At 62.1% G+C, this 25,803-nt stretch carries 21 protein-coding genes; 4 read left to right on the top strand and 17 right to left on the bottom strand.

The window, feature by feature from the left end:
• Positions 1–23 precede the first annotated feature (23 nt).
• The 8 genes from ADJ95_RS09225 to ADJ95_RS01890 all read right to left on the bottom strand — a co-directional run bounded on the left by ADJ95_RS09225 (position 24) and on the right by ADJ95_RS01890 (position 9,910).
• Positions 24–1,541: a HEPN domain-containing protein gene (locus ADJ95_RS09225; RefSeq protein WP_152691681.1), complete on the bottom strand. Its 1,518-nt coding sequence runs from the start codon at positions 1,539–1,541 to the stop codon at positions 24–26.
• A gap of 325 nt (positions 1,542–1,866) precedes the next feature.
• Positions 1,867–2,952, bottom strand: a complete 1,086-nt coding sequence (ychF, locus tag ADJ95_RS01920; protein ID WP_049332034.1) for a redox-regulated ATPase YchF — start codon at positions 2,950–2,952, stop codon at positions 1,867–1,869.
• A gap of 308 nt (positions 2,953–3,260) precedes the next feature.
• Positions 3,261–3,893, bottom strand: a complete 633-nt coding sequence (locus ADJ95_RS01915) for a response regulator (RefSeq protein ID WP_049332032.1) — start codon at positions 3,891–3,893, stop codon at positions 3,261–3,263.
• Between the two features lie 126 nt (positions 3,894–4,019).
• Positions 4,020–5,282 (bottom strand): sensor histidine kinase, encoded by a 1,263-nt coding sequence (locus ADJ95_RS01910; RefSeq protein WP_049332030.1) that lies wholly within the window; start codon positions 5,280–5,282, stop codon positions 4,020–4,022.
• 179 nt (positions 5,283–5,461) lie between these two features.
• Positions 5,462–6,220, bottom strand: coding sequence for an ABC transporter permease (locus ADJ95_RS01905; RefSeq protein WP_049332028.1), 759 nt, complete (start codon positions 6,218–6,220; stop codon positions 5,462–5,464).
• Positions 6,221–6,290: 70 nt separating this feature from the next.
• Positions 6,291–7,244 (bottom strand): ABC transporter ATP-binding protein, encoded by a 954-nt coding sequence (locus ADJ95_RS01900; RefSeq protein ID WP_049332026.1) that lies wholly within the window; start codon positions 7,242–7,244, stop codon positions 6,291–6,293.
• A 425-nt stretch (positions 7,245–7,669) separates the two neighbouring features.
• Positions 7,670–8,755, bottom strand: a complete 1,086-nt coding sequence (locus ADJ95_RS01895; protein ID WP_049332024.1) for a 4-hydroxy-3-methylbut-2-enyl diphosphate reductase — start codon at positions 8,753–8,755, stop codon at positions 7,670–7,672.
• Positions 8,756–8,782: 27 nt separating this feature from the next.
• Positions 8,783–9,910, bottom strand: coding sequence for a hypothetical protein (locus ADJ95_RS01890; protein WP_053088801.1), 1,128 nt, complete (start codon positions 9,908–9,910; stop codon positions 8,783–8,785).
• A gap of 153 nt (positions 9,911–10,063) precedes the next feature.
• Here ADJ95_RS01890 and xseA point away from each other — a divergent pair, with 153 nt between their 5' ends.
• Complete coding sequence (gene xseA / locus ADJ95_RS01885) at positions 10,064–11,359, top strand: exodeoxyribonuclease VII large subunit (RefSeq protein ID WP_049332022.1); 1,296 nt, start codon at positions 10,064–10,066, stop codon at positions 11,357–11,359.
• Positions 11,360–11,412: 53 nt separating this feature from the next.
• Positions 11,413–11,670, top strand: a complete 258-nt coding sequence (locus ADJ95_RS01880) for an exodeoxyribonuclease VII small subunit (protein ID WP_049332021.1) — start codon at positions 11,413–11,415, stop codon at positions 11,668–11,670.
• Between the two features lie 123 nt (positions 11,671–11,793).
• Here ADJ95_RS01880 and ADJ95_RS01875 read toward each other — a convergent pair whose 3' ends face one another.
• The 7 genes from ADJ95_RS01875 to galU all read right to left on the bottom strand — a co-directional run bounded on the left by ADJ95_RS01875 (position 11,794) and on the right by galU (position 20,024).
• Positions 11,794–13,017, bottom strand: a complete 1,224-nt coding sequence (locus tag ADJ95_RS01875; protein WP_049332019.1) for a pyridoxal phosphate-dependent aminotransferase — start codon at positions 13,015–13,017, stop codon at positions 11,794–11,796.
• Positions 13,018–13,023: 6 nt separating this feature from the next.
• On the bottom strand, positions 13,024–14,304 hold the full coding sequence (locus ADJ95_RS01870) for a glycine betaine ABC transporter substrate-binding protein (protein ID WP_049332016.1): 1,281 nt from the start codon (positions 14,302–14,304) through the stop codon (positions 13,024–13,026).
• Positions 14,301–14,807 (bottom strand): NUDIX domain-containing protein, encoded by a 507-nt coding sequence (locus tag ADJ95_RS01865; RefSeq protein ID WP_049332014.1) that lies wholly within the window; start codon positions 14,805–14,807, stop codon positions 14,301–14,303. Before ADJ95_RS01865 ends, ADJ95_RS01870 begins: the two co-directional genes overlap by 4 nt.
• A gap of 28 nt (positions 14,808–14,835) precedes the next feature.
• A complete protein-coding gene (locus tag ADJ95_RS01860) occupies positions 14,836–15,981 on the bottom strand; it encodes a LysR substrate-binding domain-containing protein (RefSeq protein WP_080974914.1) in 1,146 nt (381 codons plus the stop codon).
• Positions 15,982–16,012: 31 nt separating this feature from the next.
• The gene (locus tag ADJ95_RS01855) at positions 16,013–16,537 is read right to left on the bottom strand and encodes a DedA family protein (protein ID WP_049332013.1); all 525 of its coding nucleotides are present in this window, start codon (positions 16,535–16,537) and stop codon (positions 16,013–16,015) included.
• 590 nt (positions 16,538–17,127) lie between these two features.
• Complete coding sequence (locus tag ADJ95_RS01850) at positions 17,128–18,822, bottom strand: hypothetical protein (RefSeq protein ID WP_049332011.1); 1,695 nt, start codon at positions 18,820–18,822, stop codon at positions 17,128–17,130.
• A 293-nt stretch (positions 18,823–19,115) separates the two neighbouring features.
• A complete protein-coding gene (galU, locus tag ADJ95_RS01845) occupies positions 19,116–20,024 on the bottom strand; it encodes a UTP--glucose-1-phosphate uridylyltransferase GalU (RefSeq protein ID WP_049332009.1) in 909 nt (302 codons plus the stop codon).
• Positions 20,025–20,294: 270 nt separating this feature from the next.
• Here galU and ADJ95_RS01840 point away from each other — a divergent pair, with 270 nt between their 5' ends.
• Positions 20,295–20,978, top strand: coding sequence for a 5-formyltetrahydrofolate cyclo-ligase (locus tag ADJ95_RS01840; RefSeq protein ID WP_049332008.1), 684 nt, complete (start codon positions 20,295–20,297; stop codon positions 20,976–20,978).
• A 123-nt stretch (positions 20,979–21,101) separates the two neighbouring features.
• Positions 21,102–21,287, top strand: a complete 186-nt coding sequence (locus ADJ95_RS01835) for an FmdB family zinc ribbon protein (protein WP_049332007.1) — start codon at positions 21,102–21,104, stop codon at positions 21,285–21,287.
• Positions 21,288–21,439: 152 nt separating this feature from the next.
• Here ADJ95_RS01835 and ADJ95_RS01830 read toward each other — a convergent pair whose 3' ends face one another.
• Together ADJ95_RS01830 and ADJ95_RS01825 are read right to left on the bottom strand one after the other, a co-directional pair.
• The gene (locus tag ADJ95_RS01830; protein ID WP_049332006.1) at positions 21,440–21,748 is read right to left on the bottom strand and encodes a hypothetical protein; all 309 of its coding nucleotides are present in this window, start codon (positions 21,746–21,748) and stop codon (positions 21,440–21,442) included.
• Positions 21,741–25,574 carry a DEAD/DEAH box helicase gene (locus ADJ95_RS01825; RefSeq protein WP_414706032.1) on the bottom strand — a complete coding sequence of 1,278 codons (3,834 nt, stop codon included), beginning with the start codon at positions 25,572–25,574 and terminating at the stop codon, positions 21,741–21,743. Before ADJ95_RS01825 ends, ADJ95_RS01830 begins: the two co-directional genes overlap by 8 nt.
• Positions 25,575–25,803: the final 229 nt, after the last annotated feature.

Genomic DNA, 25,803 nt, shown 5'->3' with positions numbered 1-25,803 from the left:
AGCGGAACTCCATCACGTCGCCATCATACTTGGCTATCCTCATGACTCTTTTCATCAGCTTCCTCTTTTGGAGGCATAAGATACAACTGAGCATTATAAAAAGCTCTCCGCATACCTGGATTGCCCCTTACAATATTCATCTGATTTTCAGAAGAAAATCCAAGCTCTTTCAAGATATTTAAAAGCACAACACACGTAGTCACTAAAATAATAGCCTTCTGCGCATTCTCATCATAATGTAATACATGCCCCTCATGAGAAATCTTATTGCGCGATTTTGCAGCCGCTTCTGCCCAATATTCGACATCAGGAACCACTAAAGAGATGATATTTTCACCAATACGATTTGCAAGCTCCTTAAGACGAACTTTTAGAAGTTTTTGCTTCCTGCCTTTATTTACCTTAGGCACAGATGCTACTCCTTCTTTCTGATTCTCGACATCTTTTTCACCTGATTTTTCAGTCCGAGACTCTCGATCCGACTGACATTCAGCCATCTCTTCAACTTCTGATATTTTTCCTTGCTTCTCCAAGTTAAAATGCAATATCTCAGCTGAGTTAACGGCAGTCAGAAGCGCATTTTTATCAGATATCTTAGGGGAATAATGTAGACTCAAAATTTCATTGGCAGCATTCTGTAATTGGCCATATAGCTCATACCAAAGAGGAAGAACTTTATCAACTGAAACAAGCTCACATGTAAAAAGAACACTCTGAGAATCCGCCCCTTTAGAATCAGTGCAACCGACATTGGAGAGAGAATAAAGAACATCAACAGGTTGACTTTGGTCCGAACTTTCACCTTCAGAGCTATAGAGACGAAGTGAAATAATGCCTACAAAACGAGAGACAGCGAACGAGATTAATTTCTGAAGTATTCCAACTTCTTCTAAGACTTTCTGTAAATTATTCGAATCAACATAGTCAACTTTCATGCAAACTTTATCGCTAATGGTACCAACCGTCTCTCCTGCTAAATACTCAATCTTACCCGGTGAAAAAGAGTGGATAATATTATATAAGTTACCGCTCACCACAGCAGCCGGCATCGGCTTAACAGATAATGAAATTCCACATTTTTTCTCTCCGATTTCATCAATATCTTCATATTTAAATTCAGATTTAGATGATTTAACCCAAAGATTTAAATCCTCTATACCTACTTCGAATCCACTAAAAATCTTATCCTCTTTATCCAGAATATGCGCGCCAACAATCGCTCTATCTACGACCGCAACCTGAAGTACTGCACCAGGATTTCCGGAGAAACTCACATTGGATTCAGTAGTAGAAACCCCAAATAGAGTAATTTCACTATTCCCAGAAGTTCCATAAACAATACCCCAATTCTCCAAGCCTGGGATATACAGATTTCCATCGGAATAGTTAAATCCACTAAAGCTACCAATTAGTTCAAGGAATATCTTGCCTTTACCGTCGTATTTAAGGACCCCCGGGACTAAATTTCTAGGGTTCTCTGGTAGCCACCAATAACCCTGCCACTCATGTTTTTCACAAAGCAATAAGGGTGATTTCATCATCCAAAACTCCTAAAATGTACACCTGCAACACGTATACATATACGCATTCAAATCAATGTTCATCGCATCCATCATAGACTATCGATTGTATCCTCTTCTCAATATCTCAAAAATGGTATCCACAAATATTTGCAGGGCCAGGTTTTATAGTCTGCTTGAAATTTGTTGGGGAATCTAATAATGAAAATGCACAAGAATTGTCAAAGTTCAGAATTAGACACCATTTCAGCTTGCATTTAAAGGGTACAAAAAATCCGGTGACAGTGAGATGAATTTCGTCATCCCTCCGTCACCGGAATCTCAAAGTCCTATCGACCCGTCAGACTTAGACGTTGAAGCGGAACTCGACCACGTCGCCGTCCTGCATGATGTAGTCCTTGCCCTCCATACGGACCTTACCGCGAGCCTTCGCCTCCGCCATGGAGCCAGCCTCATCCAGGTCATTGAAAGACACAACCTCAGCCTTAATGAAGCCGCGCTCAAAATCAGAGTGAATCACGCCAGCAGCCTGCGGCGCAGTATCACCCTTATAAATAGTCCAGGCGCGAGCCTCCTTCGGGCCAGCAGTCAGGTAAGTCTGCAGGCCCAGGGTCGAGAAGCCCACGCGAGCCAGCTGGTCCAGGCCGGACTCATCCTGACCGTTCATCTCCAGCATCTCGCGAGCCTCCTCCTCAGACAGCTCCACCAGATCAGCCTCCAGCTTCGCATCCAAGAACACAGCCTCAGCCGGCGCCACCATGTCACGCAGCTCCTGCTGCTTCTCCTCAGACGCCAGAATGCCCTCATCCGCGTTGAACACGTAAATGAACGGCTTAGCAGTCAGCAGGTTCAGCTCCTTCAAGTGAGACAGCTCCAGCTTCGCGTCCTTCGCACGAGAAATGATGGTGTCACCATCCTCCAGGATCTTCTGCGCGGTCTTGTAAGTCTCCAGCTGAGCGGCGTCACCCTTCTTAATCTTCACAGCCTTCTCCAGACGCGGAATAGCGTTCTCCAGAGTCTGCAGGTCAGCCAGAATCAGCTCAGTGTTAATGGTCTCCATATCGGAGGCGGGGTCGACCTTGCCGTCCACGTGAATGACGTCCGGGTCATCAAACGCACGCACCACCTGCGCGATAGCGTGCGCCTCACGAATGTTCGCGAGGAACTTGTTACCCAGGCCCTCACCCTCAGAAGCGCCCTTCACAATACCCGCAATATCAACGAACGAAACAGTCGCAGGCAGAATACGCTCCGAACCAAAAATCTCAGCCAGACGGTTCAGACGCGCATCCGGCAGGTTCACCACGCCCACGTTCGGGTCAATGGTCGCGAACGGGTAGTTAGCCGCCAGCACAGTGTTGCCGGTCAGAGCGTTGAACAGGGTGGACTTGCCCACGTTAGGCAGGCCAACAATGCCGATAGTTAGAGCCACAAGTTTTCCTTCGAATCATGTGCCGCGCCAAACACTCAGGATGCGCCGCGTAAGTGATGCGGCGGGTGCGGGCGGGCACAGGGCGAAAATGGTGCCCGCTTCCAAGCGCGGCACCGTCGGTCTCAGGAAGAAACGGGTGCGGGGCGCCTGCGGGCATAGACACTACCATTCTACCGTGTTCGCGCAGGAGCCGCCCCGAGTGCAAGGATAGGCACCGGTTAGGAGAAAGTGAGGGCGAAAAAACTGAGGCGAGGAAGCACCGCCGCTCCCCCGCCGGGGTCAATGAGAAAGAGATGAGAAGCTGCGGGCTAAAGCCAGCCGTTCTCCGTAGCGATACGCACCGCATCCTGACGGGTCGAGGTTCCCGTCTTCGCCATCGCCGCCGACAGGTAATTGCGCACCGTACCCGAGGAGAGAAAAAGCTCCGCGGCAATCTGCCGGGCCGTACCGCCCGACGCCGCCTGCCGAAGAACCTGCGCCTCACGCTCCGTCAACGGAGAAGCACCCGTCACCAAAGAATCCGCCGCCAACGACGGATCCACCACGCGCAACCCCGCATGCACGCGACGAATCGCCTCCGCCAACTGGCGAGCACCCGTATCCTTCACCACAAAACCACTCGCACCGGCCTCCAGAGCGCGGCGCACATAGCCCGGGCGGCCAAAAGTCGTCACAATCAGCGTGCGCACCGGCTCACCCGACTCACTCAAAGCACCCGCATCACGCAACGCCGCAGCCGCCTCAATACCATCAGCCAGCAAAGTACCGGGCATCTGCACATCCAACAGCACCACGTCCGGCTTCAACAGGGCGACCGCACCCAACACCTCATCACCACTACCGACCTGACCCACAATCTCCAGGTCAACCTCCAGGCCCAGCAGAGCGGCAAGAGCCTCACGGATGAGCTGCTGATCGTCAGCGAGCAGAACACGAATCATGGGAACCTCCCAAAGGGCGAAGACGGGGTGATAACGGCGGGCGGAACAACCGCGTGAGGTTGTCTACCACCACCATACAGGGGCGGGTAGCTCCCCCGTCCAGGGCGCGGCGCCAAGTTCCACAATCTACAGCAGCGAAGAATCGCCGTCCATGCTCACTCGGATGCGTGTGCCCACCCCACCGCCGGGGTTCTCCGCCAGCCACTGTTCGGGTGCCGGTTCAATCACCACGCTACCGCCGGATGCCGCCACACGCTGAGCCATGCCCGTCAGGCCGTTACCGCGCGCATCGCCCGCGCCCACACCGTTATCGAGGATGTCCAGACCGGTTGCACTCAGACGCACCCGCGCCGCGTTCGCGCCCGAGTGGCGCACCATGTTCGTGACCGCCTCACGCAGCACCCAGGAGAACAGCTTCGCGTTCACGCCAGCCACCGCGAGCGCGCTCTGGGCCTCCGGCAGTTCGGCGCGGATACCGGCGGTCTGCAGGGCACGGCCCGCACCCTCAATCTCACCCGAGAAGTCGGGCACGCGCAGGCGCGTCACGGTGGAGCGGACCTCCGCCAGGGATGCGCGGGACAGCTGCGCGATAGCCTCCATCTCGGCGCCGGCGCGGGCGGGGTCAATCTCCAGCAGGCGCTGGGCCAGCTCCGCTTTGAGGGTGATGACGGTCAGGGAGTGTCCGAGCACGTCGTGCACGTCGCGGGCAATCTCTTCACGTTCCTCGGAGAGCGCCAGGGAGGCACGTGCTACGTCCGCGCGTTCGCCCAGCTCAATCAGGTAGGAGAAGCCCAGCATGCCCACCATCGGCGCACCGATAAAGAGGGAAATACCGCTGTGTGCGGTGACGTCAAAGCTGGTACCCACCATAAAAATTAGCCAGCAGGCCAGGGCAATCGTCGCCGCTACACCCAAGCGCAGGCGGTACGGGGCGATTGTGCCAAAAATCCAGAACGCCACAAAGTACATGCTGAACGACAAGAACACCATATACGCCGATTCCAGCCGCAGCGCCGTCAGGCCAACCACAGGCAGCGCCATCAGTAGCGTCCAGATGACGCTTCGACGCACCGTGGAGGCGACCGGCACCAGCCACGGCACCGCGTACGCCGAGCAGTTCACCACCGCAAACAGTGCCACCAGCGCCACACCGGCCCAGCGCACCGGCCCCAACTCCGGGGTGGTGAGGAAGCTGTCCAGCGGCATGAGCAGAAACACCAGCCACGGGGCACTGAAGCCCAGCGCCAGCCAGTTCACGTTGCCGCTGCGTTCGCGGTGGAGGAAGCGGAAGCGGTGCTTGCCCAGGGTGCGCTTCGCGGCGGAGGGTGCCGCCTCGTTCTCCGTGTGGGGGTGTTCGTTCTCGTAGGAATGGGTGTGGGTTTCGGTCATGGTTCTAGCCTAACGTGCGGGTGCCAGGGGTCCAGGTGCCACGGGTGCAGATGCCACCGGCGCGGCGGTGTCAGTAGCGGCAGTGTTAGTAGATGCAGTGTGAGTGGATACGGTTTCCGCCGCAGCCTCGGGAGCCCCTGATACTACGGAACCCTTGAGACTGCGGCGGGAAGAATCATTTAGCGGCGGGTTGCGCGGCGCATCAGCAGGGCAGAAACACCCAGGAAGATTGCCGCCCACACGACCAGGCTCACCACTGCGTACCAGAGCGGCTCGGTCACGAACCAGTCCTCACCGCCCAGAATAATGGTCTGACCTGCGGTAAAGGGGTAGCGGGCAATCTCGGCGGCACCGTACAGCGGGGTGAAGCGGGCGTAGTTCAGCAGGTCGGTGCTCAGCGGGGAGAACACGGTACCGAAGAAGCTCATAATCACCAGCAGACCGTTCGCAATGGACACGGCGTTCTCGTTACGAATCAGCAGACCCATCATGATGCCGTAGAAGGCGAACACCAGACCGCACAGCACCGTCAGCGCGCCAGCGGCAAGCTGCTGGTTCACAGGGATCTCAACGCCGGTGAACATGCCCACAATGTTCACCGCAATCACCGGCACCGCAGAAATCACCAGGGCGGTCAGCGCCTTCGCGCCCAGGTACCTACCGGTAGTCAGCGGGGTCAGTGCCAGCTGGCGGTTCCAGCCGCTGGAGAGCTCGGTGACGGTGCTACCGCTAATCGCCACGGTGTTCTGCACGGCGCCGTACAGCGCCATGCCAATCATGACGTACGCTGCTACGTTGCCGTCACCCATCGGCTGGGAGGAGTAGTCCTGCATCGCGCCAAAGAGCAGGAAGAAGACGATGGGCAGTGCCACGCCGAAGAAGAAACGGTCGGTCGAGAGAATAGAAGCGCGGATGTCGTAGAGTGCGTAGCGGAGCATGATATTTTCCTTGAGGTGTGTAACGGCGGCGTAGCGTTTAGATGGTGTGGTGTTTAGGCAGTCTGAATGTTTAGGCGTCGGATGCCTTGGAGGCGGCGGCCTGCTCGGTCAGCAGGGTGAAGGACTCGTCCAGGGAGGGCTTGGTGACCTCCAGGTCGCTGATGCTGTAGTTGTTCAGCAGAGTGCGCAGTACCTGCTCAATCTCCAGCACGGAGATGCGGTGGCGGTACCCGCCGGACTCTTCGGTCACCTCGACCGGCACATCCAGGTCGGTGATGGGCGCGGGTGCGAGGAAGGAAAGGTGGCGGTGGCCGGTCAGGGCGCGAATCTCATCGGAGGAGCCGTCAGCGATGATGGAGCCGGAGGCCATGAGCACGATGCGCTGGGCGAAGTTCTGTGCTTCTTCCAGGTAGTGCGTCGCAAAAAGAATGGTCGTTCCTCGTTCTGCGATGGCTTCCATACGCTCCCAGAAGGTGCGGCGCGCATTCACGTCCATGCCGGCGGTCGGCTCGTCCAGGATCAGCAGTTCCGGCGAGTGCATGGTCGCCAGGGCGTAACGCAGACGCTGCTGCTGACCGCCCGAGCACTTGCCAACCTTACGCTTGGCGATATCGGTCAGATCGGCGCCGGCGAGTACCTCATCCACGTCAATGGGCTTGGGGTACAGCGCCGCAATCATCTCGACCGTAGCGCGAATCGTCAGGTCCTTGAGCAGGCCACCGGTCTGCTGCACCGCACCGAGCAGACCGGCGCGTGCCGCCTCGGAGGCGTTGCGACCGAAGACGCTCAATTCGCCGCCGCTGGGCTGGGTCAGACCAAGAATCATGTCGATGAGGGTGGTCTTGCCTGCACCGTTGGGGCCGAGCAGGGCGATGATTTCGCCGCGCTTGACGGTCAGGTCAATCGAGTCGACGGCGACCACGGTGCCTGCCGCACGGGTGGTGAAAACTTGGCGGAGGGAGCGGGCGGAAATAACGGTTTCTGCGGTGTTGTGCTTGCTGTTCTGAAGTGCTGCGGTGTTCATGTTTCTATTACACCGCCGGTTTTCGCGCCGTTGCGGTACAGAGTGTCATGACCTGCACATGACAAATGTCATGAGTTCGCGGAGAGGCTGTTATGACGCGGTAATTTCCGGGGTAATAGGCCCTGGGCAACGAGGCGGCAGCGGAGGCGGTCACGCGAAGCGGGAGCTCCGTCCTCAAGGCGCCTGTATCAATCGTTGTTGGGGCACCGCAGAGGGGGGGGCACTGCCTGCGGCGGAGGTGCCGGTTACGCGGAGCGGAGGCTCCGTCCTCAAGGCGCCCCAGCGCCGCAGAGGGGGCACTCCCCCGCGAGCGGAACCCGGCGCGTACCGCCGTCCCAAACAGTGCATCCCCGCACATCAGACGCAAAAACCCCGCGTCTTCTCCCCACGTAGGGAAGATGACACGGGGTCATAGGCTAAAAGTATTAGCGGTTGGGCTTAGCGCCGCGGCCGCCGAGCTGACGGCCCACGTTCTCGTCGTTCTTCAGGGCGGAACGCAGCTCCTTCGGCAGGGAGAAGAGAATATCTTCCTTCGCGGTCTCAACCTCTTCAATGGTGGTGTAACCGTACTCGGCCAGCAGAGCCAGCACCTCTTGAACCAGCACCTCGGGCACCGACGCGCCGGAGGTCAGGCCCACGGTCGCCACGCCCTCGAACCAGGACTCGTCCACCTGGTGTGCAAAGTCCACACGCTCGGCACGCTTGGCGCCGTACTCAAGTGCTACTTCCTTCAGGCGCACGGAGTTCGAGGAGTTTGCCGAACCCACCACGATGACCAGGTCTGCGCGCGGAGCAATCTCCTTGATAGCACCCTGGCGGTTCGAGGTTGCGTAGCAGATATCGTCCGAGGGCGGATCCTGCAGCGAGGGGAAACGCTCACGCAGACGCGCCACGGTCTCCAGGGTCTCATCCACAGACAGGGTGGTCTGGGAAATCCACACGACCTTCTCGGGGTCTCGGACGGTCACCTGGTCCACCTCATCGGGCGAGTTCACAATCTGGATGTGCTCGGGCGCCTCACCGGCGGTACCCTCGACCTCTTCGTGGCCGGTGTGGCCGATGAGCAGAATGTCGTAGTCCTGCTTGGCGAAGCGCACAGCCTCGCGGTGCACCTTGTTCACCAGCGGGCAGGTCGCATCAATCGTGTTCAGCGAGCGCTCGCCGGCAGCAGAAACCACCGCGGGGGACACGCCGTGGGCGGAGAAAACGGTCACGGAACCTTCGGGAACCTCGTCCACCTCATCCACGAAGATGGCGCCCTGCTTCTCGAGGGTCTCCACCACGTGGCGGTTGTGCACAATCTGCTTGCGCACGTACACGGGCGCGCCGTAGTGCTCCAGCGCCTTCTCAACGGCAATCACGGCGCGGTCGACGCCGGCGCAGTAACCACGGGGAGTGGCCAGCAGGACTTTCTTCTCGCCGTTCACGGGCGCGGCGGCTTCGATGTCGGCGCGGCTGCGACGTTCGCGAGGAACGGGCGGCAGGCCCAGGGCAATAGTTTCAGTGGACATGGTTACTATCCTAGGTTATTCGGACTTCTAGTGTGTGATGACTGTGGCATCGCTCGCAGTGGTGCGGCCCAGGTGGACCAGGTGCACGAGAATCCCCACCAGCAGCAGGATGACCGCCGCGGCGAGACCGTAGCTTGCCGCAGCTCCCAGGTGAGATGTCGCCAAGGGCCGGGTTACGTTCCACGCCCCGTCGATAAACGCGGTTCCGGCGGCGCTACGGCTGGTAATCCCCAGGGAGGCGGGGGTCTGGGCGCCCAGCCAGGAGGCGGCGCCCCAGCAGGCCAGGGCGTACAGCAGGGCGGAGGCGACCGGCACCAGCACGCGGCGACGAGGCGCAACCAGGACGGCCACGAAGAGCAGAACTGCCGCCAGAACAATCAGGGTTCCGGTGGCCTGCCCAATTGCGGCGACGCGTTTAATCGCCGAGTGGACCACCCAATCGCTATCCTGCGTTGCGCTCCCCTGGGCCACGCCGTCCCGGACCCTGTCAATGTTCAGGGTTTCGGGGCCGAGCTTCGTCAGGTCCGGGTCGAAGGGACCGATCGAGCCGACCTTTTCGTCCAGGGCCCGGTAGAAGGGCGTGAGCACGATAACGGCGGGCCCGTCGTGGCTCAGGTTGTACCGCCGAGTCTCTTCCGCGATATCGCGCCAGAGGCTTCGGTATTCCTCAGTTTTTGAGAGCTCACCGGCGGCGCGGTTGAGCATGGAGCGAATCCCGTCTTCGGTGGGCTTCACCAGAATGGAGTATAAGCCGCTTGCTTTGGTTCCGTCGAGGAAGGTTGTCATAGCTTCGCTCTTCATGAGGTCTTCGACCGCGCCGTCAGCGATGCGGGTGGCCAGCTGCTGGTCGCTGGCCAGGTTCGCTGAAATCTCCGAAAAGCCGGTCTCGGAGGCGATATTTGCCCTCACCCAGGCACCGCCCGTGGCGCCCAGGGCGCACAGCACCGAGAGCAGGCTCAGCACGAGGGCGATAACCGTACGCAAACCCGCCGCAACGGGTGCGTGCGCGGGAGGGGCCGCCGCGGACTGTGCGGCGGGGCTCAGTAAGCCGCCGGCCGGATAGCCCGATGCCGGCATCGCGCGCGTGGGCTGCAGGAGCGAGGTCTCTTCCTCGTCCAGGTTGCGGGTGGCGTTGTGATGATCTGGTGAACGCATGAGCCTAGCGTACCGCCTCAACCTTAAGGTCACGAGGCGACTCGATGAGAATGTGCCATCAGCTGAGGGATTCGCCCGCTCCCCGTTCCGCTCGCCCGGAGCCCCGTCACCGTTCGGCGGGCAGAAATTCGGCGTATCGGCGACAATAGGAACATGAACTTCTACAACCCCTCCGCAGCACGGCCGACGCTCGTGGTGCCGCCCGTGCACGAGCGGCAGCTTCCCGCGAAATCGCAGGAAACCACCGCCACCAACCCCTGGCCGCTGGCTTTGCTCGCGCAGAACCTCAAAAACTATGTGGACAAGGTTCCCGAGCTGTGGGTTGAGGCGCAGGTTGCCTCGCTCAACGGCCGCGGAGGCAACGTCTTCATGGAGCTCAAGGACGTTCAGGAGGATTTTTCCTTCACCCTCGCGCTCTTCGGCCGCGCCGGTAGCGGCCTCGCCGCCGACGTGACCGTGGGCTCGCGCATCGTTACCCGCGCCAAGCCGAGCCTGTGGAAGAACGGCAAGCTCTCCCTCATCGGCAAGGAAGTGTACGCGGTCGGCACCGGCAACCTGCACGAGCAGCTACAGCGTCTGCGTGAGCAACTCGCCGCCGAGGGGCTGTTCGCCGACGCCCGCAAGAAGCCGCTGCCCATGCTTCCCAACCGCGTGGGCCTGATTACCGGTCGCGACTCCGATGCTGAGAAGGACGTTATCCGCAACGCCTCCCTGCGCTGGCCCGGCGTGTCCTTCGAGGTGCGCAACACCCGCGTGCAGGGCGAGGGCGCGGCTCAGGAGGTCATCGCCGCGCTCGCGGAGCTGGATGCCCACCCCGAGGTGGACGTCATCGTCATCGCCCGAGGCGGCGGCTCCTTCGAGGACCTGCTCCCCTTCTCCGAGGAATCCCTCATCCGAGCCGTCGCGGCCGCCGTCACCCCGGTGGTCTCGGCGATTGGCCACGAGGCGGACTCCCCCATCCTCGATGCGGTGGCCGATTTGCGCGCCTCCACGCCCACGGATGCGGGCAAGCGCATCGTGCCCGATATCTCCGAGGAGGCGGCCCGCATCGCCGAGGCCCGAGCCCGCCTGGACCGCGCGGTACTCGGCTATGTGGGCATGCAGATGAGCTACATCGCGCAGCTGCGGAGCCGCCCGGTGTTCACCCATCCCGATTCGGCGCTGCTCATGCGTGCCGACGAGGTGAATCGCCTGCGCGAACGCGCCCTGCGGGCCACCGAGCACCGCATCGAGCGAGAGTCGGGAACGTTGGAACACACGATTGCGCGCGTGCGGTCCCTCTCCCCCGCCCAGACCCTCAGCCGCGGCTATTCCATCGTTCAGAATTCTGCGGGCGCTATTGTGCGTGACGCCTCGGTGCTGCACGAGGGCGAGCAGATTACGGTGCGTGCGGCGACCGGTTCGGCGCAGGCGACCGTGACCTCCACGAATCCCTCGAACATCTCCTAAACCTCGATACCCCTAAGTTTCACCCCCAGTTTTTACCCCTGAAAGGTTCCTCAATGAGCGAGAACATTAGCTTCAACAGCGCCGAGCTGGGCGCACCCGTCGAAACTCTCGGCTACGAGCAGGCCCGCGCCGAGCTGGAGCAGGTCGTGCGTCAGCTGGAGTCCGGCACCAGCAATCTGGAAACCTCTATTGCCCTGTGGGAACGCGGCGAGGCCCTGGCCGCCCGCTGCGAGGCGTGGCTGAAGGGCGCGCAGGAGCGCCTGAACGCGGTGCGCGGCGAGCAGGGCGGTCAGGAACCCACGGCCAACTAGCGCGCCCCTCCCCGGCTCCTCCGACTAACGATAAAACGGCCTGCCCCGCAGCTCTGATGAGCTGCGGGGCAGGCCGTTTATATTCCGGTAGGGTTCGCTAAGCGGCCGGCGAGATATCCCTCGCTAGTGCTTCTGCTTGTAGTCGGCCATGAAGTTACCCAGACGCTCCAGGGCGCTGGTGAGGGTCTGCGTATCGGGCAGGTACACCAGGCGGAAGTGGTCGGGGTCCTTCCAGTTGAAGGCGCGGCCGTGGCTGAAGAGAATCTTCTGGCTCTTGAGCAGGTCGAGAGCGAACTGCTCGTCATCGGTAATGTCGAAGCGCTCAATATCAATCTTCGGGAACAGGTACAGCGCACCGTCGGCGGGGGTGCAGCTGATGCCGTCAATCTCGTTGAGCATCTTGTGGGCCAGGGTGCGCTGCTCGTACAGGCGGCCGCCAGGAGCAACCAGCTCGTTGATGGACTGGTAGCCGCCAAGCGCTGTCTGGATTGCGTGCTGTGCCGGGACGTTGGAGCACAGGCGCATGGAGGCGAGCAGGTGGATGCCCTCAAGGTAGCTTGCGGCGTCCTTCTTCGGGCCGGTGATTGCGACCCAACCCGCACGGTAACCGCACACGCGGTAGGCCTTAGACAGGCCGGAGAAGGTCAGGCAGAGCACGTCGTCGCCGGTGAGGGTTGCCATGTTGATGGCCTCTGCACCATCGTAGGTAATCTTTTCGTAAATCTCGTCGGAGAACACGACCAGACCGTGCTCGCGAGCCACATCCACAATCTGCTTCAGAATCGAGCGCGGGTAGACGGCACCGGTCGGGTTATTCGGGTTAATCACCACGATGCCCTTGGTGCGCTCGGTAATCTTCGACTTAATGTCTTCGATATCGGGGTACCAGTTGTTTTCCTCGTCGCAGAGGTAGTGCACGGGCTTGCCGCCCACCAGCGCGGTGGATGCGGTCCACAGCGGGTAGTCGGGCATGGGGACCAGGATTTCGTCGCCGGTCTCGCATAGTGCCTGCAGGGTCATCGGGATCAGCTCAGACACACCGTTACCCAAGTAGATAGACTCGGTGTCCAGGTTCATGATGCCGTGGTTCTGGTAGTGCTGCACAATGGCGGTACGTGCGGAGTACAGGCCGCGGGAATCGGAGTAGCCCTGGGTTTCGGGCAGGTGACGAATAATATCCATCATGATCGCGTCCGGCGCCTCAAAACCGAAGGGGGCGGGGTTACCGATGTTCAGCTTAAGGATGCGGTAGCCCATCGCTTCCATGCGGTTCGCCTCGTCCAGAATCGGTCCGCGAATATCGTAGTGGACGTTGTTCAGTCGGGAGGACTGGCGGTACTTCGTCATGATGTTTTACTTTCTAGGGTGATCCAAAATGAATTGCGCTGCGTCGTCATCGGCGATGGGGTTGGATCCGCTGGTGAGCTGCAGCAGGAACGAGAGGTTACCCGTGTCTAATGTAGATGATACGCGGTTAACCGCGTTGCGAGCGCTATCTGGCAGGGTGCGACGAATAATCGGCACCAATTGTTGTTGCAACATGGCACTGGAGGGGTCCTCCAGCACGACCAGGCGGTTGTCGTCGATGGCCGGGTTCACGCTGTGCAGCAGGGTCACCTGCACGCTGTCGTCGGTGAGGGCACGCACGCGCTCGGCGGGGTCATTCTGCTGCGTGACGGCGCGGGCCGTGAAGCGGTAGAGGCTGCGCAACGACTCAATGCCGTAGGTCCCGACCGAGTAGCTATCGGGAATGGAGAAGCCCAGGGTGGATCGCACATCGCGCAGGCCGACCAGCGAGGTGAGCTTGTAGCGGGCGCTGACGGCGCGGGTGGTGACCAGCACATCCTTGTTGGTGGCGCTGGCGCCGTTCAGCAGGTTCAGCCCCTCGGGTAGGATGCGCGAGATGGCGTTAGTCATGTCGGTGGTGGTCATGGCGCGCAGATTGATGGGATCCGCCGAACGGGTCGCGGAGGCGCTGGCCGTCGGGTCGGCCGAGGAATCCGCGGAAGGGCTTGCGGTGCCGGAGGCCTCTCCGGTCGCTCCGCTACCGGAGGCCGTATCGCTCGGGGTGGGGCTCTGCGTAGGAGCCGGGGGCAGGGTCACGCCGGCGGCGGCCGCGGAGGCGGTCACCGAGGCCGCCACGCGCTCGTTCTGTACGGCGGCGGGGCTGAGCTTGCCATCATCGGTCAGGTAGAGCAGCAGGTCGCCGCTGTAGTCGATGACGATATCCAGCGGGTCAACGTCCTGGGCTTCGACGGAGGCGGCCCCGCGGTCCACGGGTAGCGCCTCGTAGGCGGCGGTGGCTTCGGCCTCGCTCACCTCGGGGGTGGTCGATTCGGTTCCGGTGCTTTCCTGGCGTCCCGAGGGCGCGAGGAGGGCGCGCAGGGCCAGGCTGCGGCTGTGGCCCGTTTCAACCAATTCGACGGTGTAGCCGACCCTCCGCAGGGCCTGAGCATACACGTGGGCCACTGCGTGCATTTCGCGCAGGGCACCGTAGCCGATGCGCAGGGTGCCGTAGGTGGGGGCGGAGGGGTCGACCTGCGGCATCGCGTCGTGGGTGGCGCAGGCGGCCAGTAGCGGGGCAAGCGCCGCGGAGCCCAGCAGGGCGCGGCGGGTTAGGGTGCGGCGGGTCATGAGGTGAGCTTCCTGGCGTTCTCATCGGCGAGAAATTCGCGATATTCTCGGGCCCAGCTTGCGGCGTTGGTGTACCCCATCATGGAGGCCACCTCGTCGATGAGCGTGCCGTAGCGAATCGTATCGAGCTCGGCGATGGGCACCCAGCGCGCGGTGTCGGAGGAGCCGTTCACCTCGTGGCGCAGTTCGCCGGTGACGATGTGGGCACGGAAAACCACCCGCAGGGCGCAGAAGGGTAGCGCCTCCGGGTCTTTTTGAGCCTGAGCCGAGCGCACGGGGAAGTGACCGGCATGCACGCCCAGGATGTCCTCAATAGCGACGCTGTATCCGGTCTCTTCGAGGGTCTCGCGCAGCGCCGTTTCGTCGGCCTGCTCGCCCGGTTCCATGCCGCCACCGGGCAGCGACCAGAGGGGGCTGAGGTTCCGGTCTTCGGGCACCCAGTGGGTCATGAGCAGCTTACCCTGCTCGATGATGACCGCGTAGGCCGCGGGTCGGGTTTCCATTGATAATGCCATGGTTCGATTTTACCGCCTAGCGCTTCTTACCCCGGCGCGCTGAGGCCGTCTTGGAGGTCTGGCGGGCGTTGCCGTTTTTCTTGGCGTTGGCGCGCTTCTTATCGCGTGCCTCGCGGCGTGCGTTAGCGGCGCGGGCCTTCGCCTTGGCCTTGGCCTTTTCCGCGGCCACGCGTTCGGCGCGTGCCTGGCGAGTTTCGGTGCCGCGATCGCTGCTGGCGGTACGCCCGCGCACGATGCCGATAAAGTCCTGCAGGAGAGCCTCGAGCTCCTCGGGGCGCGGCTCCCCCTTGGGCGCGCGCGGCCAGACCAGGTGCACCGGGTAGGTGTCCAGATCGGGCACAGGGCGGTAGGTGAGGTCCTTGCGGTGGTAGAAACGCGCGATGGACATGGGCACGATGTACAGGCCCACGCCGGCGGCCACCAAATCGATAGTCTCCTGGTCGTTCAACCCCTCGGGCACAATGCGGCCGGAGCTTTCACGCCAGGAGCGGGAAACCTCCTCGTAGGCGGGAATATCGGAGGCGGGCTGAAGCAGGAACTCCTCGGCCAGTTCGGCCACGGGCACTTCGTCGAGCACGGTGAGAACGTGGTCCGTCGGCAGGATGACCACGGGCAGCTCCTCGTAAAGGCGGATGCTGTGGTACTTCTCGCCGTCGGTGCTGGCCGGCTCGCGGTAGGGGCGCAGGATGCTCATGTGGGCGAAGGGGTTCTCGGGAACCTCCACTCGCTCGATAGGTGCGGGCTCTGCGTTTTCTGCGGGGCTTGCCGTTTCGGAGCCTTCCGCAGACTCCGGGTCGATCAGCTGCAGGTTCTGGTGAAGGGAGTCCAGTCCGCGCGCCTCGCGCACGGGCACCTCGGCCAGGGGCACGCGGTCGCCATAGCGTTCGTGCCAGCGGTTGAACCACTTGCCGGGCATAATGCCGGGTACGTAGCTCACGCGCAGGGCCGAGCGCTGCAGAACCGGCACGGGTAGAGCCTCCGGGGTCTGAATCGTGGCCAGCTGCTCGGGGTGCAGGTACACGCGGCTGGGAGCCTCGGAGGGCGCTTCGGCGCTGGCCGCCTCAAGGGGTGCCGTCTGCTCTGCATGATTCTCGCGGTGCTCTGCGGGAGCTGCGAGAGGCTGCTCGGGGGTGCCTGCGGTGGAGGTGTCGGTTGAATTCATCCCTCCACGCTAACACATTCGTCCGGCGAAACTAGTCGCGCTGGGTGCCGGTCCGAGGCAGAGCATCGGTGTCGTCGAGATCCTCGGCCGCACCTTCGCGGTCTAGGCGCTTCTCGCGCACCGCAGAGATGATAACCGCCCCGGCCACCACAAAGGCCAGGGCTACGGGGAACATCCAGGGTTCCAGGCCCAGGGCGGCGAGAATGGCAAAACCAATCGTGGTGTAGATGCCGGCCCACATGAGGGTGCCAACCAGCATTGCGGGAATCCAGCGGCGTAGGGGCATGCGGGTAAAGCCGGTGGTGACGATGACTGCGGTCTGAAAACCCACGGTCAGAAAGCACAGGGGCACGGCGATAACGCCCCATCGGTTAATGAAGGCGCGGGCCTTGCGGTAGAGGGGACGTTCCATTGCCTCGCGGATGCGGTGGAGGCGCGCGCTCCCCTTCGCGGCCAGGGCCGCCACCCAGTAGACCAGGCTGGTGCGGACGATTCCCACAATCCACATGAAGAGTAGGGCAACCTCAATCGGTAGAGAGTTAATCCATTCTTTCACCCGGCCATTCTCTCACGAACAGACTCGCCAGTCCTCCCCGAGCGCGAATATGCCTATTCCGTGACACGCATCGGGGATGAGCCTCGCGAAGCTCAGACGAGTGCCCAAGGGCGATTCGGCGAGCAACGTTTTCCGACGGTGTATACCCTTCTGATATGGCCCAACGAGCTTCGAGCGGCCTCCCGAAAATTTTTTTAAAGATTTTTATGCACCCTCGATGCCCCGCTCTTCCCAACAATGGCGCGGATTTTATTTAGGGCAACCTTAGTTTAGTGACAGACCGTCGCTATTTTCAGTTTGTGCACCCTCTCGAATTAGGTTATATTTTTATTACCGAATGGGGCTGGCCTTGTGGGAAGGCCTCCCCGATCGGTCTAGAAGACTTTCTTCCTGTGTGTGATGCTGGAAAGGGAGCCCCATTGACGGGGCTCCCTTTCTTTTTGTCTCTGCTACTCCCCCGACAAATAATCACGGTGATACACCACCGAATACGCAGAATGTCCCGAAGGACTCTATCCTTCGGGACATTCGTTCATGGGAGCTTCTAGGCAATGCACGCAACCGGCGGTAGCCCTCAGGTGCCTGCCCAGCTACTTCTTGGAGTTCTTCTCGTCGTTCTCGCGGTGCAGGGCGCTCAGAGGCTTGGGCAGCTGCACGGGGTTCCAGGTGTTGCTGACCGCCTCAAATGAGGAACCACCACCGGGATGACGGCTTCCCGCGCGACGGGATACGCCGAGCGACGAACCAGGCTGGGTTGCGGGGTTGTTCAACGAGGCGATATCCAGGGCGTCGAACTCAGAATCGTCCAGAACGTCCGGCAGGGGAATCTCCTCCGGAATCGGTGCGGGGGCCTGCTGAGGCGCCTGACGCACCGGGGAACCGTCGCGCAGGGCCGGACGCGGCTGACCCTGATTCGACTGGTTCGGGTGCGCCGCCTGCGGAGCCTGCTGAGCCGCTGGGCGCTCCTGTGAAGTGCCGGCAAGGCGAGGGGCGGAGAAATCGGTCGGCACACGCGGCGCGGGCTCGCGAGCGGGGGCAGCCTGGTGCACAGCCGGCTGCTCCGTGGCTTCGGCCCGGGGAGCAACGCGCGGGGCCTGCTGAGAGGCCGTCTGCTGAGGCGCCGCCTGCGGAACCTGCTGCGCGGGGTGGGGCTGAGCGGATTGCACGGGCTGCGTGTGCTGAGCCGCTACTGCTCGCTCGGCCGAAGACTGAGGTTCAGCAGCTCGAGGTGCTGGCTGAGAGTTCGCCCCGCTACCGCTCTCCTGGTCGAAGAGAACGCTACCGCGGCGGATGGGCTGGAATCGGCTCGGGCGCTGGGGGCGGCGCTGCGGATGCTGTGCGTGGCGCGAAGCCGCGGGACGGCCCTCTGCTCGGCGGTGGGCCGGCGCATCCTGCTCGGAGTCGGCACTCTCAGCGGCACGGGACTCATGCACTCGAGGCTCATGCACTCGGGGCTCGGGTGTGCGGGGTTCAGCGTCACGACGCTCAGCTGCAGGCACCGAAGTCTTCGGGGACGAAGCCTCAGAGGAACCCTCACGACGGACGGGCTGTGCGACGGGAGCCTTGGGGGCGGGAACCGGCGCGGGGCGAGCCTCAGCAGCCGAAGCGGGCTCTTCGGCTTCACGGTCAAGCTGCTCATCATCGAAGTCGACCTCGGAGCGCTCGTCTTCGTCATCGTCGCCCTCGCGGTGAGCGAGACGCTGACTCAAGGTATCTGCCAGACCAAAGCGGCCCGCGGCCCAGGCCAGACCACCCAGCACGGCGAAAATCACGAACCATGCCCAGGAGAACAGACCAAAGAGGGCCAGAAGCAGGCACAGCACTGCGGCAACGCCAGCCCCGGCGGCGACCAGGTAGGCCACACCAGAGGGGGTTGAAGTATCGAGGGAGGAGAGCAGGGACTGCTTGGGCTCTTCCACCACGGGAATCTCATCCGTATACGGGGTCACCGGGGAGGAATCGCGAACCTGCGAAATGGACGCTGTCTGCGGTGCCGCGCCGTCCCCCACCGCGTGCGAGGAGGAAGAGGAACGCGGAAGAGCAGAAGAGGGCAGGGAGGTACCCGGCGCCACGGCGTGGTCAGAAGACTGGTAGGCTTCCGATTCGTTCAGCAACACGCCGGCGGAGGCAAGAATGTCCTCAGCGGTGCGTTCGGCGCTAATCAGGGGTCGTTCGGGCTCAACCGTGTGGCCGGCGGGCGCGCGACGCAGGCTCCTGGGTACAAACCACAGCAGCAAAATCACGGTCAGAATTACCAATACACCCGAGGTGTTCAACAACGTCATGTTAGGTCGCCCTCTATCGTCCCTAAATCCCTAGACTTTAATCATACCCTTATATTCCCATTTCTTTCCATAAAAGGTAAAAATGGGATGGATGAGCGCATATACCCCGGACGGCATACACAACGTTATGCGCAATATCGCACGCATATTAGTCACTCCGTCTCCCCAAAAGACAGAACGACCAAATAAATTGAGGAAGGCGCCCCCGCTCGGCAAGCCGACAAGGAACGCCTTCCTCAGCGTATCAGGTGATTGATACCCCGTAACCGGGGTGGTGTTACGAAAGAACGGCCTTAGCAGTTCTCTGCGACAAAGTCCTTCAGCCAAGCGCGCAGGTCGTCGCCGAACTCGGGACGCTCAGCAGCAAGAATAACGTTTGCCTTCAGGTAAGACAGCTTGTCACCAGTGTCGAAACGGCGGCCGGAGAAGACCACGCCGTAGACACCCTCGCCTTCGCCCTCACCCTGAGCCAGGGTCTGCAGGGCGTCGGTCAGCTGAATCTCGTTGCCGCGGCCCGGAGCGGTATTCTCCAGAACCTCGAACACCTTCGGGCTCAGAACGTAACGGCCAATCACCGCGTAGTTCGAGGGGGCCTCGTCAGCGGCGGGCTTCTCTACCAGACCGGTGATCTTAACAAAGCCGTCTTCGCCTTCAACGGTCTCGATAGCGGCAGCGCCATAAGCCGAGATTGCCTCGCGGGGAACCTCCATCAGAGCAACGACGGAACCGCCGGTACGCTCCTGGACCTCCACCATGCGGGAGAGCAGGTCTTCCTTCTCATCAATCAGGTCGTCACCGAGCAGAACGGCGAAAGCCTCGTCGCCCACGTGGCGCTTTGCGCGCAGCACGGCGTGACCCAGGCCCTTCGGGTCACCCTGGCGCACGTAGTGCAGGTCGCCGCCAAGCTCGTTAGTCTCAAGGACCGAAGCCAGCAGGGCGTCCTTACCCTGCTCGGCGAGCTGACGCTCCAGAACGGGAACACGGTCGAAGTGATCCTCAAGAGCGCGCTTATTGCGACCGGTAATCATCAGAACATCGTGCAGGCCGGCACGAACAGCTTCCTCCACCACGTACTGAATCGCGGGGCGATCAACGACGGGGAGCATTTCCTTCGGAGTGGCCTTCGTGGCGGGCAGGAATCGGGTGCCCAAACCGGCGGCAGGAATAACCGCCTTAGTAACAGACTTAATTTCAGTAGCCATGCCACAAGAATACCCTAAGTTGTAAAGTACTTAGGTCGAATCGTGAAACTATGACGTGAAAAATCCCTAACGTGATTAACTGCATACAGGCTCGTGCAGATACCGAAAATATCAAAAGATCGGCACGCCGCTCTTTCTTTAAATCGTCCTATACTGAGAGAAGTGTGCCCCTTCACAAATCTCCACCATTCGCGAGATTTGGGGCCTACGCCGCGAGTCTGTACCTCATGTCCAAGACACCGCTCACCCCGCAACGACGATGGGACCCCCATGCACTTCAACACCGCAGTAGCCACCAGCACCTCCGATTCGGGCGCCAGCGCCGAGGATATCTCCCTGGATAAGAACATCCTCCGTTCGCAGATTCGTCCCCGACGCCTCATCGCTCGCAGCGAGCGCGGGCCCGCCGGACAGCAGCGAGTGCGGGACCTCTTCACCGAGAATATTCTGCGCGAGGTGCGAGAGCGTCTGCACTCCCCCGGTACGGTTGCCGCGTACCTACCCACCCCCTCGGAACCTCCCATCACCGAGGCGCTTACCCGCCTGCACGAGGCCGGACACCGCATCATCGTGCCGGTCGTCCGTCCCCGTCGAACCCTCGCCTGGGTTGAGTGGGATCCCACCATTGACCACCCCTGCAGCCCCATGGGAATCCCCGAGCCCGAGGGCGAAGAACGCGACGTACAGGCATTCGTCGAGGCCGATGTGCGCCTCATCCCCGCCCTCGCCTACGATGCGGCCGGGCATCGCCTCGGCCAGGGAGGCGGTTACTACGACCGAATCATCCCCCTGCTGAGCGAGGAACAACTGCGTGAGAAGACCCTCGGCATCGTCTTCGCCGAGGAAATCTACGAAACCGTCCCCTACGACCGCTGGGACAGTATCCTGCCGGTTATTCTGACCGAAGAAGGAACCTACCGCCCGGCAGAACGCACCGCGCAGAACCCCTCATAACGAATACGCCGCGTTACTTTTAGTCGTGGGAAGAAAACAAAATACCCCTCACGATTCAAAAGCGGTACACTCAAACCACGCAATTAACCGTAATCAACGAAATATCAATGGGCGAAGGAAGTTATGCCGGTTTACGTTTACCAGTGTAAGAATTGCAATCACGTATTTGAACAGCGCCAGTCCTTTAGCGACGATGCCCTGCGCGTCTGCCCCCAGTGCGGTCAGGAGACCCTGCGCAAGCGCTACAACACCGTGGGCATTACCTTCAAGGGCTCCGGCTTCTACAGCACCGATAAGAACTCAAACTAATAAGAATTCAAACCAGCTGCCGCAGAACGCGACGGATGGATAGCGCCGACCGGCTCGGCGTTCGATAACACGCTAGGGCGGCGGGTACCGAACAGGTACCCGCCGCCCTAGCGTATATTGGATGATGGCTCGCGGCCTCATGCCACCGAAGCCTAGACGATGTTGTTACCCCAGTGCGGGGGACGCTGCTGGCGCATCCACTCCAGGCGCTCCTTCTCCTCGGGGGTGAGGGTCTTCGAGGCGCCGTGGGCGGTGCGCTTCTTCCGCGAGCTACTGCCGGAGCCACCGCCGGAATCGGCAGTTTTTGGCGCGGCCGACCGGTCGCCGGGCACCGCGGCGGCGGGGGTCCCCGATGACGGATCCAGACCCGCAAGACGGGGTTCGGCACCTCCCACGGTTCCGCCCCCGCTCACCCGGCGGTTACCGCGTCGGGGTTTGGGCACGGGCGAATAGTTAGCCACGGTCCTCAGCATCCTCGTCCATGTCCAGGTAGTGTAGGATGCGCGCCACCACGCCGTCCGGGTCGGAGAAGACCTCCAGGGTGCCCAGCGTGATGTAGTTCCAGCCGGTGCGACTCAGGCGCTCGGGTAGCAGGCGCGTACGCTCGCGCACCGAGGCCCGCGCGTAGTTCTGCTCGCCGTCGGAGCAAGCCACCAGAGGCATCGCGGCGGGAGCGCTCGGGCCGGAGGAAACCACGGGAGCCACGCCCAGGGCGGGCACGGGCTCGGCCACGAGCTTTTCGGGGGCGTGCGCAATCAGCGCGATGTCACCCTCACCCTGCGTCACGCGTACGCCGCGGGCCTGCAAACGCGCTACCAGATCGTTGAGCAGCCAATCGCCCAGGTCGGGGGTTTCCTGCTCGTCGGTAGCCAAGAAGGCATTGCGCGGCAGAGTCTCGGGCACGCGCTGTGCCTTCGCCTCGGCCTCTTCGCGGGCCTGGCGCTCCGCGTGCTCACGCAGCAGGTGGTAGAAGTCGACCGCGCCGTGGTGTAGCTTCTGCGGGTCCAGCTCGGTCGGGTCGATGCACGAAACGATACGCAGGGCCCGGCGGGCGCGAGTCAGCGCCACGACAAAGCCCTGACGGCCGTGCTCGGTGGAGAGCTGACCCAGGTCATAGGAGGCCTGGCCCAGGCGGGCGCGTCCCACACCCAGCGAGAAGATTACGGTGTCGCGTTCGAGGGTCTCGGCGCGTGTCAGGTCGACCACGCGGAAAGACTCCTCGCCGGCGGCAAAGAACGGGGCGAGCTGCGGGTACAGGTTCAGGGCGTGACGCACCGATTCGGCCACGCGCTGAGCATGCTTGGGGCTGGCCGTCACGACCGCGAGGGAGCGGTCGGGGGTGCGGTAGGCGTGCTCCAGCACCAGGTTCGTGACGCGCTCGACCTCAACGCCGGGCGAATCAAGGTTCGCGTTATCGCTCACCTTGCCGCGAGTGTCGATGTACTCCACGGTCAGGGTTGCGGCCGGCTGCGAGGAGGCGCGGCTCACCGGGGCGGCGTGCAGCTGCGAATCGTAGAACTCACGGTTCAGGTAGTCGAGAATCACCGGGTCCATGCTGCGGTGCAGCATGGCCAGGGTGCGGTTCGGCAGTACCGTGGCGAGCACGTCGAAGGTACTGTCCAGCTGTTCATCGGCGGGGTCCGGCGCTCCGAAGGTCGGTGCGGACACGATGAACGGCGAGGGGTATCCCGAGTGCGGGTCGCCCAGGGCGATCACCTGGTCGGCGCGGGTGATAGCCGGCAGGTTGGCCGCCAGCGGGGTGGATTCAGAGTCCAGCAGGATGGCCGCGTCAAAACGCATCGAGGCCGGCACCTTGCGGGCCAGGGCGAAGGGGCTGGCGGTCCACAGGGGCAGCAGGGTGCGCGCCATGACGGGCGCGTGCGTCAGCAGCTCCTCCAGCACGAACTCGTAGCCGCGCAGCTGGCTCTTCAGGTAGGCCGCCTGGTCGTGCTCGGATTCGATGCGGTCGGTCCACACGCGCGCGACCTTTGCCAGAAGGCGGGCCGGGGCGCTGGTCATGTGGGCGTAGTCGGCGCGACGGAAGCGGGATTCGGTGTCTCGCAGGCGGTCGCCGTCCAGCAGTTTACCCTCGTGGCGTTCCAGCAGGTATTCCAGCGCGGACTGCCACCAGGCGAGCTCCAGCTCGGCCGCGACAACTTCGGTCGGTACCTGACGGGCGTACAGGTCATCCAGCAGCTCGGACAGGCCGCGTTCGTGAAGCTTCTGCTGGAGCGCGTCACGTTCGGGCAGGGTCATGAGCAGGACGCGGTCGTCCATGAGGGCGTCCAGGCGGGCGTCCAAAACGTCCAGGTCGGTGCGCACAAAGTCGGTGCCGTCGATCGTATCGGCAAGCACGATACCCAAGCCCGCCAGCTCGGACACCAGGGAGTTCAGGGCGTCGGCCAGCTGATCCAGGTTCTGCGGAATCTGCGGGGTGCGGGGTGCCTCGATATGGCGAATCCACTCGGCACGTTCGGTCTGCACAATCTTGAGCTGTTCGTGCAAATCCCCGATGTTCACGCCGGGCAGGATGTACTCCTTCGCCGCGCGACGCAGGCGGGAGCGCTGCATACTGCTCATCTCGATGCCGTTCTCGCGACGCCACGCACCGGAGGCGGTTGCGGCAATCAGATCGGTCACGGGGCGGTCGTACACATCGGCGCGGAAACGCTTAAGCGTCTCGCGAATGCGCATCAGGATCGCCAGCTGCGACTCCCACTCGGCGATGGTACGACCCGTGCGCAGACCCAGCATGGCGCTGGTGCGGTTCATTGCCTCGCGCAGGTTCAGCAGGGAGGACTTGAGGGTAATGACCAGGGCGTACGCCTCCGCGGCCTCCTCGTCATTGACCAGGCGGGCGCGGTACCACGGCGAGGTGCGCGAGGCCGCGGCGAATCCGTCAATCTCGCCCAGGCGCACGAGCTCGGCGCGTACCTGATCGCGTTCCAGGAGGGAGTCCAGCATGGGGCGGTCGAAGCGTACGCGGGTGGCCGGGCCGTCCTCGGATGCGGTCAGCTCGGCCAGACGCTGCAGGGCGGCGTACACCGAAATCTGCCAGTGCGGGTCCTTCGTGAGCAGAGCGCGGGTGTGGTCGATGAGGGTCTGGCGGGTGGCGCACAGTTCCTCGTTGAGGTCCTCGGAGTTCGGCTCCTCGGCACTTTCGTTGCGTACGATGGCGCGGATAAATTCGGCTCGCTGCGCCTCCGAATCGTGTTCGGCCAGCAGGTCGTAGCGCAGGCTGTCGATGCCGGTGCGCTTGAGCAGGGCCGAGAACTCGGCGAGCGTCGAACGCTTCTCGCCCACAACCAGCACGGATTTGCCGCGGCCGATGAGGGCGGAGGCAATATTCACGGCGGTGCGCAGCGGCTCGGTGCCGGGGGCCGCGGTCACGGTGAAGGAGAAACCGCTCACCGCGGTGTCGATAATATCCTGGGCGTTTGCGTCCGCGTCGAGCAGGAGCATCTCCTCGGCGGGGTCGCGCTGGTCCAGGGGCTGCTGCAGGTTGTGGGCGTTCAGCTCGCGCGGCTTCACGCCGGGCACCTTCAGCGCCGCCACGTCACGCACGAGCGGGGTGATGGCGGTGTGGGGTAGCTCGCCCAGGCTTTCCTTCAGGTCGGCAAAGGTCGAGATGAAGTACTTCGACTCGATGGTCATGCCCGGGATACGGCCGGCCGAGGCGCGCATGCGCTCGATGACCGGCTCCGGATCCAGACGAGACATGGAGTTCGCCAGCTGGGCCACGTCCATGGTGCCCAGGTCGATGCCGTACTCCTGCTTGATCTGGCGGACCATGGCGGGGTTCAGGCGCGCGGAGCCGGCCAGGCGCAGCTCGAAGTCGTCATCCTTCGGGTGCGGGGTGATGCTCAGCGGCGCCATGAGGATCGGCGCGATGAAGCGCTTCTCGTAGGCTGCGGCGGCCTCGCGGGTGTCGTGCGAAAGCCAGGATGCGGTGCCCGCCACGAAGTAGCCGGAGTCCAGACCGTGGTCGGTGGCAAGCTCGTAAATCTTGGTGCGCAGGGTGCGGGCGGAGCGCATGCCCGCCTCCAGCTGCGACTTTTCGCGCAGGATGGTGGAGAGGCGGGTCTTACGTCCGGCAAGTAGCTGAGCCAGGCCGGAGGGGTTCGCCTCCGACAGGTCGATGTGCACGTAGTCGACCTGGTTGAAGTCAAGCATCGCGTCGGGGCCGGTGTAGACGTCCATCTGTTCGGCCCAGCGTTCAAGCCCCGCCGAGGGGTCGAAGTCCTCGTGGGCGGGGTTCAGGTGCGGGGGAAGCTCGGCGATGCTCATCTCGGGTTCGGTCGTTTCGGCAAGCTGTGCCTGTTCTTCGGGGGTCGCCGATGCGACGGGCACCTCGGCGGTATCGCTCGGGGTTCCGTCGGTGTTCTGCATGTGAACAGAATCAGGAGTATGATTCACGTCTCGACTATCCTTGTATGTCAGTGTGATGCACGGCGTGCAATCCGGTGGTGCTTCGTGAGCGGTCCTCGCGCTCAGGCGTTCTTCAATCTACGATAGC

It is taken from the genome of Rothia mucilaginosa (assembly GCF_001061665.1).
In the GTDB taxonomy this organism is placed as follows: domain Bacteria; phylum Actinomycetota; class Actinomycetes; order Actinomycetales; family Micrococcaceae; genus Rothia; species Rothia mucilaginosa_A.
The sequence above is the reverse complement of the archived record's forward strand: the minus strand, read 5'-3'. Positions and strand labels throughout refer to the sequence as shown.